13 protein-coding genes and 1 tRNA gene are annotated in these 13,213 nt (G+C 71.0%); 10 read left to right on the top strand and 4 right to left on the bottom strand.

The features are described from left to right. Positions 1 to 3 precede the first annotated feature (3 nt). A tRNA-Pro gene (locus tag AC4IJH_RS41900) sits at positions 4 to 77 on the bottom strand. A 192-nt stretch (positions 78 to 269) separates the two neighbouring features. Here AC4IJH_RS41900 and AC4IJH_RS41905 point away from each other — a divergent pair. The 6 genes from AC4IJH_RS41905 (at position 270) to AC4IJH_RS41930 (ending at position 7,784) form a co-directional block, all read left to right on the top strand. Next, positions 270 to 638, top strand: coding sequence for a DUF488 domain-containing protein (locus tag AC4IJH_RS41905; protein WP_490857291.1), 369 nt, complete (start codon positions 270 to 272; stop codon positions 636 to 638). A gap of 61 nt (positions 639 to 699) precedes the next feature. Then, positions 700 to 1,893 (top strand): argininosuccinate synthase, encoded by a 1,194-nt coding sequence (locus tag AC4IJH_RS41910; RefSeq protein ID WP_490857292.1) that lies wholly within the window; start codon positions 700 to 702, stop codon positions 1,891 to 1,893. Positions 1,894 to 2,026: 133 nt separating this feature from the next. Further along, a complete protein-coding gene (gene argH / locus AC4IJH_RS41915) occupies positions 2,027 to 3,457 on the top strand; it encodes an argininosuccinate lyase (RefSeq protein WP_490857293.1) in 1,431 nt (476 codons plus the stop codon). Positions 3,458 to 3,571: 114 nt separating this feature from the next. Further along, positions 3,572 to 4,123: a TetR/AcrR family transcriptional regulator gene (locus AC4IJH_RS41920; protein ID WP_490857294.1), complete on the top strand. Its 552-nt coding sequence runs from the start codon at positions 3,572 to 3,574 to the stop codon at positions 4,121 to 4,123. Next, the gene (locus AC4IJH_RS41925; RefSeq protein WP_490857295.1) at positions 4,120 to 5,676 is read left to right on the top strand and encodes an MFS transporter; all 1,557 of its coding nucleotides are present in this window, start codon (positions 4,120 to 4,122) and stop codon (positions 5,674 to 5,676) included. Before AC4IJH_RS41920 ends, AC4IJH_RS41925 begins: the two co-directional genes overlap by 4 nt. Positions 5,677 to 5,831: 155 nt before the next feature. Beyond that, positions 5,832 to 7,784: a bifunctional metallophosphatase/5'-nucleotidase gene (locus AC4IJH_RS41930; protein WP_490857303.1), complete on the top strand. Its 1,953-nt coding sequence runs from the start codon at positions 5,832 to 5,834 to the stop codon at positions 7,782 to 7,784. 79 nt (positions 7,785 to 7,863) lie between these two features. Here AC4IJH_RS41930 and AC4IJH_RS41935 read toward each other — a convergent pair whose 3' ends face one another. After that, complete coding sequence (locus AC4IJH_RS41935) at positions 7,864 to 8,544, bottom strand: lysophospholipid acyltransferase family protein (RefSeq protein ID WP_490857296.1); 681 nt, start codon at positions 8,542 to 8,544, stop codon at positions 7,864 to 7,866. Positions 8,545 to 8,783: 239 nt separating this feature from the next. On the opposite strand from AC4IJH_RS41935, the gene AC4IJH_RS41940 reads away from it, so the two are divergent. From AC4IJH_RS41940 to AC4IJH_RS41950, 3 genes are all read left to right on the top strand, one after another. Then, positions 8,784 to 9,932, top strand: a complete 1,149-nt coding sequence (locus AC4IJH_RS41940; protein ID WP_490857297.1) for a glycerophosphodiester phosphodiesterase — start codon at positions 8,784 to 8,786, stop codon at positions 9,930 to 9,932. A 95-nt stretch (positions 9,933 to 10,027) separates the two neighbouring features. Then, the gene (locus AC4IJH_RS41945) at positions 10,028 to 10,567 is read left to right on the top strand and encodes a sigma-70 family RNA polymerase sigma factor (RefSeq protein ID WP_490857298.1); all 540 of its coding nucleotides are present in this window, start codon (positions 10,028 to 10,030) and stop codon (positions 10,565 to 10,567) included. 124 nt (positions 10,568 to 10,691) lie between these two features. Then, positions 10,692 to 11,204: a GNAT family N-acetyltransferase gene (locus tag AC4IJH_RS41950; RefSeq protein ID WP_490857299.1), complete on the top strand. Its 513-nt coding sequence runs from the start codon at positions 10,692 to 10,694 to the stop codon at positions 11,202 to 11,204. A gap of 57 nt (positions 11,205 to 11,261) precedes the next feature. On the opposite strand, the gene AC4IJH_RS41955 is transcribed toward AC4IJH_RS41950, so the two are convergent. Both AC4IJH_RS41955 and AC4IJH_RS41960 read right to left on the bottom strand, forming a co-directional pair. Further along, complete coding sequence (locus tag AC4IJH_RS41955; RefSeq protein ID WP_490857300.1) at positions 11,262 to 11,720, bottom strand: hypothetical protein; 459 nt, start codon at positions 11,718 to 11,720, stop codon at positions 11,262 to 11,264. Then, positions 11,713 to 12,081: a hypothetical protein gene (locus AC4IJH_RS41960; RefSeq protein WP_490857301.1), complete on the bottom strand. Its 369-nt coding sequence runs from the start codon at positions 12,079 to 12,081 to the stop codon at positions 11,713 to 11,715. Before AC4IJH_RS41960 ends, AC4IJH_RS41955 begins: the two co-directional genes overlap by 8 nt. 118 nt (positions 12,082 to 12,199) lie before the next feature. Between AC4IJH_RS41960 and AC4IJH_RS41965 the strand changes: the two genes are divergently transcribed. Beyond that, the gene (locus AC4IJH_RS41965; protein WP_490857302.1) at positions 12,200 to 12,847 is read left to right on the top strand and encodes an HAD family hydrolase; all 648 of its coding nucleotides are present in this window, start codon (positions 12,200 to 12,202) and stop codon (positions 12,845 to 12,847) included. Positions 12,848 to 13,213: the final 366 nt, after the last annotated feature.

Below are 13,213 nucleotides of genomic sequence, written 5' to 3' on the forward strand. Positions count from 1 at the left end.
CCGTCGGGACGACAGGATTTGAACCTGCGACCCCTTGACCCCCAGTCAAGTGCGCTACCAAGCTGCGCCACGTCCCGGTGCCCGTACCGACCGGATTTTCCCCCGGTCGGGGCGTGCAAGAGAAAAATACCCTGTCCGGGCCCCGGAATCCAAAGTGGGGTCCAGAAGGCGGCTCCGGAAGGGTCCGTGCCGGCTCGCCGCGCCGGTGGGCGCGCGCCGCGGGCGGCGGGCCCTCGCGGCCGCGGGCGGGCGGTGTTTCCCTGTTCGGCATGGGAGACGACATCGATGTACGTGTCCGGCGGGTCTATGAGGAGCCGGGGCCCGGCGACGGCACCCGGGTGCTGATCGACCGGCTGTGGCCGCGCGGGCTGAGCAAGGAGGCGGCCCGTGTGGACGAGTGGCGCAAGGACGTGGCGCCCTCCTCGGAGCTGCGCCGGTGGTACGGGCACCGGCCCGAGGTGTTCGAGGAATTCGCCCGGCGCTACCGGGCCGAGCTGGCGGAGCCCGCGGCCCGCGCGGCGCTGGAGCGGCTGCGCGGTGTTGCCGCGCGGGGGCCGCTGACCCTGCTCACGGCGACGAAGAACCTGCCGCACGGGCATGTGGTGGTGCTGGAGGAAGCCCTGCGCGAGGTGCGTTGACGAATCATACGGTGGAGTGCATACTTATACCCATCACCGCATGCACCGTAAGGAGAAACCCGTGACCGAGCGCGTCGTACTCGCCTACTCGGGCGGCCTGGACACCTCCGTCTGCATCGGCTGGATCGCCGAGGAGACGGGTGCCGAGGTCATCGCCGTTGCCGTGGACGTCGGCCAGGGCGGCGAGGACCTGGACGTCATCCGCAAGCGCGCGCTCGCCTGCGGGGCGGTCGAGGCCGAGGTCGCGGATGCCAAGGACGAGTTCGCCGACGAGTACTGCCTCCCGGCGATCAAGGCCAACGCCCTCTACATGGACCGCTACCCGCTGGTCTCCGCCCTCTCGCGGCCGACCATCGTCAAGCACCTGGTGGCCGCCGCCAAGAAGCACGGCGCCACCACCGTCGCCCACGGCTGCACCGGCAAGGGCAACGACCAGGTCCGCTTCGAGGCCGGTATCTCCTCCCTCGCCCCCGACCTGAAGTGCATCGCCCCCGTCCGGGACTACGCCATGACCCGGGACAAGGCCATCGCCTTCTGCGAGGACAAGAACCTCCCGATCGCCACCACCAAGAAGTCCCCGTACTCCATCGACCAGAACGTCTTCGGGCGGGCCGTGGAGACCGGCTTCCTGGAGGACATCTGGAACGCGCCGATCGAGGACGTCTACGAGTACACCGCCAACCCCGCCGAGCCGCGCGAGGCCGACGAGGTCGTCATCACCTTCAAGGAGGGCGTGCCGGTCGCCATCGACGGCAAGCCCGTCACCGTCCTGCAGGCGATCCAGCAGCTCAACGAGCGGGCCGGCGCCCAGGGCATCGGCCGGATCGACATGGTCGAGGACCGGCTGGTGGGCATCAAGTCCCGTGAGGTGTACGAGGCGCCGGGCGCGATCGCGCTGATCACCGCACACCAGGAGCTGGAGAACGTCACCGTCGAGCGCGAGCTGGCCCGCTACAAGCGGCAGGTCGAGCAGCGGTGGGGCGAGCTGGTCTACGACGGCCTGTGGTTCTCCCCGCTCAAGCGGGCCCTGGACGGCTTCATCAACGAGGCCAACCAGCACGTCTCCGGCGACATCCGGATGACCCTGCACGGCGGCCGGGCCGTCGTCACCGGCCGCAAGTCCGCCGAGTCGCTCTACGACTTCAACCTGGCGACGTACGACACCGGCGACACCTTCGACCAGTCGCTGTCCAAGGGCTTCATCGAGCTCTTCGGGATGTCGAGCAAAATCGCAGCGAAGCGGGACCTGGCGTAAGAGCCGAGTGTCCCCTCCCCGCCCCTTCCCGCATGGTCCTCAAGCGCCGGACGGGCGGACATTCAGCCCGTCCGGCGCTTGAGGGCCGGGGGCCGGGGCAGAGCCCCAGTGACGATCCATGAGGAGCAGAGCAGTGAGCAACGGCAACAGCGGTGACGTCCGGCTCTGGGGCGGACGGTTCGCCGACGGCCCCGCCGAGGCCCTGGCCAAGCTGTCCGCGTCCGTCCACTTCGACTGGCGCCTGGCCCCGTACGACATCGCCGGCTCCCGAGCGCACGCGCGCGTGCTGCACAAGGCGGGGCTGCTCACCGCCGACGAGCTCAGCGACATGCTCGCCGGGCTCGACCGGCTCGAACAGGACGTCGCCTCCGGCGACTTCGTCGGCACCATCGCCGACGAGGACGTGCACACCGCCCTTGAGCGGGGCCTGCTGGAGCGGCTCGGCCCCGACCTCGGCGGCAAGCTGCGGGCCGGCCGGTCCCGCAACGACCAGGTCGCCACCCTCTTCAGGATGTACCTGCGCGACCACGCCCGGATCATCGGCGGCCTGATCGCCGACCTCCAGGAGGCGCTGATCGCCCTGGCCGAGGCACACCCGGACGTGGCCATGCCGGGCCGTACGCACCTCCAGCACGCCCAGCCCGTCCTCTTCGCCCACCACGTCCTGGCCCACGTCCACGCCCTGTCGCGGGACGCCGAGCGGCTGCGGCAGTGGGACACCAGGACCGCCGTCTCCCCGTACGGCTCGGGCGCGCTGGCCGGATCCTCCCTCGGCCTGGACCCGGAGGCGGTGGCGGCCGACCTCGGCTTCGAGCACGGCTCCTCGGGCAACTCCATCGACGGCACGGCCTCCCGTGACTTCGTCGCCGAATTCGCCTTCATCACGGCCATGATCGGTGTCGATCTGTCCCGCATCGCCGAGGAGGTCATCATCTGGAACACGAAGGAGTTCTCCTTCGTCACCCTCCACGACGCCTTCTCCACCGGCTCCTCGATCATGCCGCAGAAGAAGAACCCGGACATCGCCGAGCTGGCGCGCGGCAAGTCCGGCCGCCTCATCGGCAACCTGACGGGCCTGCTGGCCACCCTCAAGGCCCTCCCGCTCGCGTACAACCGCGACCTGCAGGAGGACAAGGAGCCGGTCTTCGACTCCTGCGACCAGCTGGAGGTCCTGCTCCCGGCGTTCACCGGCATGATGGCCACGCTGACCGTCAACCGGGAGCGCATGCAGGAGCTCGCCCCGGCGGGCTTCTCCCTCGCCACCGACATCGCCGAGTGGCTGGTCAAGCAGGGCGTCCCCTTCCGCGTCGCGCACGAGGTCGCGGGGGAGTGCGTCAAGGTCTGCGAGGCGCACGGCATCGAGCTCGACCAGCTCACCGACGAGCAGTTCGCCAAGATCTCCCCGCACCTGACCCCCCAGGTCCGCACGGTCCTCGACGTCCCCGGCGCCCTCGCCTCCCGCGACGGCCGCGGCGGCACCGCCCCCTCGGCGGTCGCCGTCCAACTGGCCGAGGTCAAGGCCGACTTGGCGGCGCAGCAGGCGTGGGCGGGCGCCAAGGGCTGAGCCCGTACCCGCAGCAGCAGGGGCCCGGTCGTCGCCAGACGGCCGGGCCCCTGCGCGTGCGACTGCGCCTTATTGAATGAGACGTTGATGTCTCATTCGGGTTAAGGTCGTCTCATGGCCGTAGATCGTGAGCAGGTGCTGGAGGAGGCCGCCGGGCTGTTGACCCGGAAGGCGACCGCTTCCATGGACGACATCGCCCGGGCCGCCGGAATCAGCAGGGCGACGCTGCACCGGCACTTCGCCGGCCGGGACGCGCTGGTCAAGGCGCTGGAGGAGCGGGGGCTGCGGCAGTTCGCGCAGGCGCTGGACGCCGCGCGGCTGGAGGAGGGCGACGCCGAGAGCGCGCTGCGGCGGCTGATCGCCGAGGCCGAGCCGGTGGCCGGGTTCCTGGCGTTCCTCTACACCGAGAACCAGCTGTTCGAGGGCGAGGACATCAACGACGGCTGGGCGCGGGCGGACGCCCGTATCAACGCCCTCTTCCGGCGCGGCCAGGAGGAAGGGCGCTTCCGTATCGATCTGACCTCCGCATGGCTCACCGAGGCGCTCTACGGGCTGATCGGCGCCGGGGCCTGGGCCGTGCACGAGGGCCGGGTCGCGCGCGGGGACCTCAACCATTCGATCGTCGAGCTGCTGCTCGGCGGTATCCGACGGAGCATGGAGAAATGAGCGAGACCACAGCGCCCCCTGCGGCGGGTGACACCACGGCGGAACACCCCCGCCCCGGACGCTGGCTGGCGCTCGCCGTGCTGGTCCTGGCCGTCCTGCTGGTGGGTGTGGACGCCACCGTGCTGGGGCTTGCCACGCCGTTCCTGAGCGAGGACCTCAAGCCCTCGGGCACCCAGCTGCTGTGGATCGGTGACGTCTACTCCTTCGTCATCGCCGGTCTGCTGGTGTCGATGGGCAGCCTCGGCGACCGGATCGGCCGTAAGAAGCTGCTGCTGACCGGCTCGGTGGCCTTCGGTGCGATGTCGGTGCTCGCGGCGTACGCGACCACGCCGGAGATGATGATCGCCGCCCGGGCCCTGCTGGGTGTGGCGGGCGCGACGCTGATGCCCTCCACCCTCGCCCTGATCCGCAACCTCTTCCACGACCCCAAGGAACGCAGCCTGGCGATCGGCATCTGGGGCGCGATGGCCTCGGCCGGTGCCGCGGTCGGCCCGGTGCTGGGCGGCTTCCTGCTCGGCCACTTCTGGTGGGGCTCGGTCTTCCTGATCAACCTCCCCGTGATGGCCCTGCTGGTGATCGTCGGCGCGAAGGTGCTGCCGGAGTCCCGCAACCCCGCCCCCGGCCCGTGGGACCTGCCGAGCGTGGGTCTGTCCCTGGTCGGCATCGTGGGGGTGGTGTACGCGATCAAGGAGGCCGCGGTGCACGGCTTCCGCTGGGACAGCCTGGCGGCGGGCCTGCTGGGACTGCTCGCGCTGATCGTGTTCGTACGGCGCCAACGCACCCTGGAACACCCGCTGCTGGACATGCGGCTCTTCCACCACAAGGGCTTCTCCGGCGCCGTACTGGCCGATCTGCTGACCATCCTGGGCCTGTCCGGACTGGTCTTCTTCCTCTCGCAGTTCCTCCAGATGGTGCAGATGCGCTCGCCGCTGAACGCCGGACTGGTCGAACTGCCCGCCGCCGTCGGCGCGGTGGGCGCGGGCCTGGCCGCCGGGTACGTCGCCCGCAGGCTGTCGGTGCGCCTGGTGGTCGGCGGCGGCCTGGCGGTCGTCGGGCTCGCGCTGGCCGGCTGCATCGGGCTCAGCCAGGACACCAGCACGCTCGCCCTGGGCACCGTGCTGTTCGTCGTCGGTATCGGCGCGGGCTTCTCCTTCACCGTCACCGCCGATGTGATCCTCTCCAGCGTGCCCAAGGAGCAGGCGGGCGCCGCCTCCGCGGTCTCGGAGACGGCCTACGAACTGGGCGCGGCGCTCGGTATCGCGCTGCTGGGCTCCGTGGTGACCGGCATCTACCGGGACTTCGCCACCCCGCAGGGCGTACCGGAGGGCTCCGCCGAGGCCGCCCGCGAGTCGCTGGGCGGCGCGGTCGAAGAGGTGGGCAAGCTGCCGGCCGCTGAAGGATCGTCACTGCTGAAGACCGCCCAGGACGCCTTCGTCAGCGGGCTGGACGTGGCGGCCGGGGTGGGCGCCGCGGTGCTGCTGGCCGCGGCGGTGGCCGCCTGGTTCCTGCTGCGCGGCCAGAAGCTGGAGGACAGCCCGGCCGAGCACCCCTAGAGCCACCCGGACAAGGGCGTCCGATGAACGGGCGGGGGCGGCTGTCCCCGCCCGTTCACACACCGGTCGCCCCGCCGTGGCCACCAGGCCCCCATGGCTCGTTTGACTCTCCTGTCAGCCCCTCGCGGTCGGGCACTCTCAGGAGAGTGAAGATTTTGGCTGAGATCGGACGACGGATCTTCTTCACCGCGGCGGGGGCCATCGCCACCGCCAGCGCGGTCGGCACCCACGCATTCGCCTCCGGCCACGCGCGCGACGCGGCCACCGCGGACGAGTACGTGGACGTGCAACTCCTCAACATCACGGACCTGCACGGCTATCTGCGCGGGGCGCCCGGCGGCGACTCCGTCATCACCGGGGCGGGCGGCCGGAAATACACCGTGGGCGGTGTCGCCTATATGGCCACCCACCTGGAACGCCTGCGGGACGGGCGCCGCAACTCCATCTTCTTCGCACCCGGCGACCTCTTCTGCGGCTGGGAGTTCGCCGCCGAATCCATGGCCGACGAGCCGACCATCGAGGCGCTCAACCGTCTGGGCCTGCACTTCGCCTCGGCCGGCAACCATGAACTCGACAAGCCGCCCGCCTTCCTCACCCAGCACATGGAGGACGGCATCCCCTTCCCCAAGATCGGCTGGGACGACGCCTTCAAGGACTCCCAGGGACGCCGCTTCCACGGCGCCGACTTCCGCTACTACAGCGCCAACTGGGTGTGGAACGAGAGCGGCCACGCCATCCTGCCGCCGTACAACATCGAATGGGTGGACGCCGGCAACGGCCGCCAACTGCCCATCGGTTTCATCCACTTGACCGCGAACGGCTCGGAGAACTTCCCCGCCTCCTACCATCCGGCGCTCGGCACCCTGGACGCGCTGTCCACCGCGAACCGCTACGCCGCGCTGCTGAAGTCGCGCGGCGTGAACGCGATCGTGCTCAGCATGCACGAAGGGGCGGTGGCCGGCACCGACTTCAACAGCGGCACCAACCCTTCGGGCCCCGCCTACGAACTGGCCCTGCGCGCCTCCCCGCACATCGACGCCATCGTCACCGGGCACTGGCACACCCGGTTCAACATGATGGTCCCCGACCCCAACGGCGTGCCGCGCCCCTTCGTGGAGGCCGGCTGCCACGGCCAGCTCGTCAACGAGATCAATCTGCGGCTCGACCGGCGTACGGGCAAGGTGATCCGCTCCCTGACCACCTCCGTCAACCACCCCAACACCCGTGACGTCGCCCCGCACCCCGGCCTCGCCGAGGTCGTCGACTACTGGAGCGCGTACGGCGAGCGGCGCGGCAAGACCCCCATCGGCAAGCAGACCGGCTCCTTCACCCGCACCCGCAACGCGGCGGGCGAGTCCACCCTCGGCGACCTGGTGGCCGACTGGGCGTACTGGGCGGGGCGTCAGCGCATCGGCCCGATGAACGACGCCAACATCCACCCCAACATCCCCGCGGACCTGGCGGTCATCGCCATCGCGCCGCGGGTGGGCTCCTGCATCATCGCGGGCGACATCCTGTACGACGCGACCACGGGCGGCACGGTCACCTTCGCGCAGGTGTGGAACGTGATCGGGTACGGCGACCCGATCATCACCGCGAGCGTCACCGGGCAGCAGATCCACGACGCCCTGGAGCAGCAGTGGGCGATGACGGGCGGGGTGCTCAAGTACGCGCCGCTGGCGGTGTCGCACAACGTCCGCTACAGCTTCGACGCCACCGGCGCGGTCGGCAACCGGGTCGATCCCGCGGATGTGTTCATCGACGGGCGGTCGCTGGAGCCGGCGCGGACGTACCGGATCGCGGCGCCCTCGTACACGCTGATCAACCAGGACGGGTATCCCGCGTTCCTGGGATTCACCGAACCGGTCCGGCACACCAGGGACTTCGAGAGCTTTGTCGCCTTCGTCCTGGAGCGCCAGCGGCTCTCGCCCGCGCCGCTGGACCGTGTGACGGCGAAGAACGCCGCCGTCCAGGGCGCGCGGATCGGCGAGGTCACCCTCGTACCCCGGCAGTTCTACCGGGACGGGACCCCCGTGCCGCGCGCGGAGGCCGCGGCCCGTGCCGCCGCGGACGCGACCGGCGCGGAGGGCTACCGGGTCCCGTGCTGAGCGGGAGACCGTGAGAAAGCCGACGGCCCCGCCGCGCACCCGGAAGGTGCGCGGCGGGGCCGCAGGGCGGTGAGGGGCCTCAGGCCGCCTTGGCCTTCGTGGCGTAGATGTCCACGTACTCCTGGCCGGAGAGGCGCATCACATCGCTCATGACCTCATCGGTCACCGCGCGCAGCACGTAGCGGTCGCGGTCCATGCCCTCGTAGCGCGAGAAGTCCAGCGCCTCGCCGATGCGCAGGGTCACCGGGGCGATGTGCGGGCGGCCCTTGCCGCCGGGCTGCACCTTGTCGGTGCCCAGCAGCGCGAAGGGGACGACGGGGGCGCCGGTCATCAGCGCGAGCCGGGCGACGCCGGTACGCCCGCGGTACAGACGGCCGTCGGGGGAGCGGGTGCCCTCGGGGTAGATGCCGAAGACCTTGCCCTCCTCCAGCACCCGGCGGCCCGTCATCAGCGCCGCGACACCGCCGCGGCCGCCGTCCCGGTCCACCGGGATCATGCCGCCGGTGGTGAAGAACCACGCCATCAGGCGGCCCTTGAAGCCGGTGCCCTTGACGTACTCGTCCTTGGCGATGAAGTTCACCTGGCGCTTGGTCCTGCTCTCCACGATCAGCGACAGGAACAGCGAGTCGATGAAGGTGACGTGATTGCCGGCCAAGATCACCGGCCCGCTGCCGGGAATGCGCTCCAGTCCCTCGACCTTCGGGCGGAACAGGACGCGCATGACGAATCCGAGAAACGCCTTCAGCAGAATGCGGGACAACGGGCCCTCCGGTCGTGATGGTCAGCACGGGGATGCGCGTGGGCGCAGGGGTGTGCAGCTCAGGACGATACTCGTGGGTCGCCCCGCAGCGCACATCGGGTTCACAGGGCCGCTACGCACAGTTGACACGAGTTTTCCGGACGTTGCCCACCTGGACTCCCCGCCGAACGCCGTACGTGTCTACGATCGCCCCGTCCGATTGACAGGTGCGGGACACACCTCTGAGGAAAGGCGCGGACATGGAAAAGCGACAGCAGCCGGGACGGCGGACGGTACTGGGAGCGGCGGCGCTCGGCGCGGGCGCGGCGGTGTGGGGCGGTGCGGGCACCGCGAGCGCCGCGAGCGGCCGGGGGCACGGCCACGGCGGCCGCCACCGGCTGCCGGTGCCCACCGTCATCGCGCACCGCGGCGCCAGCGGCTACCGCCCCGAGCACACCCTGGGCTCCTACCAACTCGCCCTGGACATGGGCGCGGACGTCATCGAGCAGGACGTCGTGCCCACCAAGGACGGGCACCTGGTCTGCCGCCACGAGAACGACATCACGGGCACCACCGATGTCGCCTCCCACCCCGAGTTCGCCTCCCGCAAGACCACCAAGACGGTGGACGGCGAGAAGCTCACCGGCTGGTTCACCGAGGACTTCACGCTCGCCGAGCTCAAGACGCTGCGCGCCAAGGAGCGCATCCCCGAGACCCGCCAGCGCAACACCCTCTACGACGGCCGCTGGGAGGTGCCCACCTTCGAGGAGGTCCTCCAGTGGGCCGAGCGCGAGGGCGACAGGCGCGGCCGCCGCATCTGGCTGCACATCGAGACCAAGCACCCCACCTACTTCCGCAAGCTGGGGCTGGGCACCGAGGAGCGGCTGGCCCGGCTCCTGCGCAAGTACGACCGCCACAAGAAGCACTCCCCGAACTTCCTGCAGTCCTTCGAGCCCAGCAGCATCCAGCGCCTGGGCAAGCTCGTGGACTGCCCCAAGGTCGTGCTGCTGGACGCCCCCGACACCCGGCCCGCGGACTTCGTCGAGGCCGGTGACCCGCGTACCGTCGCGGACCTGATCAAGCCCGCGGGCCTGAAGTGGATCGCGCGCTTCGCCCAGGGCATCGGCCCCTCCCTGAACGAGATCATCCCCAGGGACGCGGCGGGCAAGCTCGGCAGGCCCACCACGCTCGTCAAGGACGCGCACGCGGCGGGCCTGATCCTGCACCCGTACACCGGGCGCAACGAGAACACCTTCCTGCCGGCCGACTTCCGCAAGGGCAGCGACCCGGCCGCCTACGGTGACGCGCTGGGCGCCTACCGCGCCTATCTGGCCACCGGGATCGACGGGCTGTTCTCCGACAATTGCGACACCGCGCTGCTGGTGGCGCAGGAGTTCCGCAAGCGCTGAGCGCGCGGGTTCCCCCGTCGCTGCACAACCATCCGGACGGATGAGGCCGGGCCCGGCGGGAAACCGCGCACGGGCCCGGCCGCGTCCCGCCCGGCATGACAGAACGCGATCCGCTGGAAACCCTCGGTGACCTGTTGCGCCTCGGTGATCTGCTGAGCGCGGAGGCCGCGGCAGAGGCTGTCGGTACGACTACGGAGGCCGAGGACCTCGAACAGGGCGTCTGGGCCCGCCTGTTGGAGCACACCCGCGAGTCGGGACCGCCCGCCGAACCCGCGCGCTGGCTGCGCAAGGCCGTACGGGCCGAGGCGCGCGGCGAGCGGCGGCGGGCCCGGCGCGAGGTGCCGTACGACCCCACGTGCGCGCAGCCCGTCATCGCGCCCGTGGCCGAGCGCGTGGCACTGGAGACCGAGGAGCGCCTGGCCCTGCTGGAGGCGGTGGAGCGGCTGCCGGGACGCTGCCCCTCGTTGCTGCGCGCCCTGTTGTCACGCGCCGACCTGACATACCGTGAGATCTCATCTGAGTTGGGAATGTCACAGGGGAGCTTGGGGCCGGTCCGTTCCCGTTGTCTGGGTTGCCTGCGCAGAATGCTGATGGCGGAGGTTGCGGTTCCTGAACCCGGGGGAAAGGAGCGGTAGCCACGCCGTGCCGGAACCGCGCACCACGCGGCACCGGCCAGTCAGGGCACAGCAGTCCGGGCGTCACCCCTCCACCCTCATCGCGCCCGGGCGCACCGAACCGAAAATGGGGAGGCTAACGCGCATGGGTATGAGCGTGACCATCTCTGCGGCGACCGACCGGGACGCCGAGCAGATACTCAAACTGCAGTACCTCTGCTACCAGTCCGAGGCCGCGCTGTACGACGACTACAGTATCGAGCCGCTCACCCAGACGCTTCAGGCCCTGCGCGCCGAACTGGGCGAGGGCTGCGTGATGGTGGCCCGCCTCGGCGAGGAGATCGTGGGTTCGGTGCGCGGCTCGGTCGACGCGGACGGCACCGCCCGCATCGACAAGCTCATCGTGCACCCCCGGATGCAGCGCCACGGCCTGGGCGGCCGGCTGCTGGACGCCCTGGAGGAGCGGCTCGCCGCCGAGCGCTCGGCCAAGCGCTACCGCCTGCTGACCGGCCACCGCAGCGAGGGCACACTGCGCCTGTACCGCAGCCACGGCTACGCACAGGTCGGCACCGAGCAGATCAGCCGCCGGCTCAGCCTGGTGACGCTGGAGAAGGAAGCGGTCAAGGCCTCGGCGCGGGACTACGTGGCCAGCGCCTGAGGGGCGGGCTGTCGCGGGTCCGTGGGGCGCTCGGCCGTACGGACCCGCTCCGGCCCGCTATGCCGTACTGCGCGAGCGCCGCAGCCAGCGCAGCCCGGTCAGCGGCAGCGCGATCGGGATGAAGAGATAGCCCATGCCGTAGTCGGACCAGACCGTCTTGTCGGCGAAGGCCTCCGGGTCGAACACCGTCCAGGTGCCCACGCCCAGGACGCCGACCAGCTCCAGCGCGCAGCACAAGTACGCCACGACGCGGGCCCGTTCGCCGCCGCGGATCAGCGCGAAGGTGATGAAGGCGTACACGGCGGCGGAGACCGCCGAGAGGATGTAAGCCAGCGGCGCCCGCTCGTACTGGGCGATCAGCTGGAAGATCGAGCGGGACGCGGCGGCGACGGTGAAGACGCCGTAGATCGTCACCAGCACCCGGCCCGGACCGGTGATCAGCGACCGCCTGGCGGCCTTGCCGCCCTGCGCGCCGCCGTCCGTCGTGCCGTCCGTGTCCGCGGTGGTCTCAGGCACCGCCGCCTCCCCAGATGTCGAAGAGCCGTACCTCCAGTACGGCCAGCACCACCGCGCCCGCCGCCACGGTCGCCGAGCCCCACCGGGTCCGCTCCGACAGCGACATGAAGCCGGTCGCCGGTACGCAGCAGGCCGCGCCGATCAGATACGCCACGAAGATCGCCGTACCCTGCTCCGGCTTCTGCCCGCCCGCCAACTGCACCACGCCGATGACCAGTTGGACCACTGCCAGCAGGGACACCACGGCCATGCCGATGAAGTGCCAGTCCTTGGTGGGCTCGTCGCGGTAGGCGGCGAAGCCGCACCAGGCGGCCAGGAACACAGCGGTCGCGCCGATGACGACCGTCAGCGCGTCGATCACCGGGACCTCCGCGCGGCGCGGCAGCGCGCAGTGGGGTTGTGGGGCATGCCCCCGACTCTAATCGGCCGGTAACCGCCCAATGCGCGCGCCCCCGGACCGGCACGTAACCTGGCGCAACATGAAGATCTCCGCTGATGCGCTCCTTTTCGACAACGACGGCACGCTCATCTCCTCCATGCAGTCCGCGATCGACTGCTGGGTCCGGTGGGCCAAGGAGTACGGCATCAGCGCGGAGGACTTCGCGGGCGTGGAGCTGCACGGCAGGCCCGCCGCCGAGATCATCGCCGACGTCCTGCCGGCCGAGCGGGTCCCCGAGGCGCTGGCCCGTATCGAGCAGCTGGAGCTGGAGGACGTGGCGGGCGGTGTGACGCCGCTGCCGGGCGTGCGCGAGCTGCTGGCCGCGCTGCCCGCCGGGCGCTGGGCCGTGGTCACCTCCGCCACCCGCCGCCTGGCCCGGGCCCGGCTCGAGGAGGTCGGCATCCACCCCGCGACCGTGATCGCCGCCGACGACATCACCCGCGGCAAGCCGGACCCGGAGCCCTTCCTGCTGGCCGCCGAGCGCCTGGGCGTGGACCCGGCGCGCTGTGTGGTCTTCGAGGACGCCCCGGCCGGGCTGGCCTCGGGCCGCGCCGCGGGCATGACGACCGTGGCGTTGGCCACAACCCACGACCCCGCCGAGCTCGTCGCCGATGTGCTGGTCAAGGACCTGTCGGCGGTGTCCGCGCAGGCCAAGGACGGCGGCGTGGAGCTGGCCTTCGAGGGCTGAGAGACCGTCCACGGGCCGGTCGGGTCCGTCCGCCATTCGGACAGGCTTGATCGGCCCGTACGCACGTCTGGTTTACTGGCGAACATGACCACGACGAGCAGCCGCACCCTTGCGACCGAGGCGACGATGACGCCCGGTGCTCGTTGCATGTGTCGAATGTGTGACCGCTGAGGGCCCCCGCTGAGCCTCGCGCCCCGAAGCGAGACCTGCCGCCCGGCGCCATGAGTCCGTACGAGAAGCACGTACGCGCACCAGCCCGGCCGCCCCGCGTCACCGGACCCCGAAGCCGGGCCCCCACACCGCCTTCGAGGCCGTCCCATGCCGCACTTTGCAAAGAATGCCCCGGGGGGGGGGGGGGGGGGGCGG

The organism is Streptomyces sp. UF-297 (genome assembly GCF_058245575.1).

Excerpts from the sequence above, each read along its gene's own strand:
- AC4IJH_RS41905 (WP_490857291.1), top strand. The coding sequence starts at position 270 with ATGGGAGACGACATCGATGTACGTGTCCGGCGGGTCTATGAGGAGCCG.
- AC4IJH_RS41920 (WP_490857294.1), top strand. The coding sequence starts at position 3,572 with ATGGCCGTAGATCGTGAGCAGGTGCTGGAGGAGGCCGCCGGGCTGTTG.
- AC4IJH_RS41925 (WP_490857295.1), top strand. The coding sequence starts at position 4,120 with ATGAGCGAGACCACAGCGCCCCCTGCGGCGGGTGACACCACGGCGGAA.
- AC4IJH_RS41940 (WP_490857297.1), top strand. The coding sequence starts at position 8,784 with ATGGAAAAGCGACAGCAGCCGGGACGGCGGACGGTACTGGGAGCGGCG.
- AC4IJH_RS41945 (WP_490857298.1), top strand. The coding sequence starts at position 10,028 with ATGACAGAACGCGATCCGCTGGAAACCCTCGGTGACCTGTTGCGCCTC.
- AC4IJH_RS41950 (WP_490857299.1), top strand. The coding sequence starts at position 10,692 with ATGGGTATGAGCGTGACCATCTCTGCGGCGACCGACCGGGACGCCGAG.
- AC4IJH_RS41965 (WP_490857302.1), top strand. The coding sequence starts at position 12,200 with ATGAAGATCTCCGCTGATGCGCTCCTTTTCGACAACGACGGCACGCTC.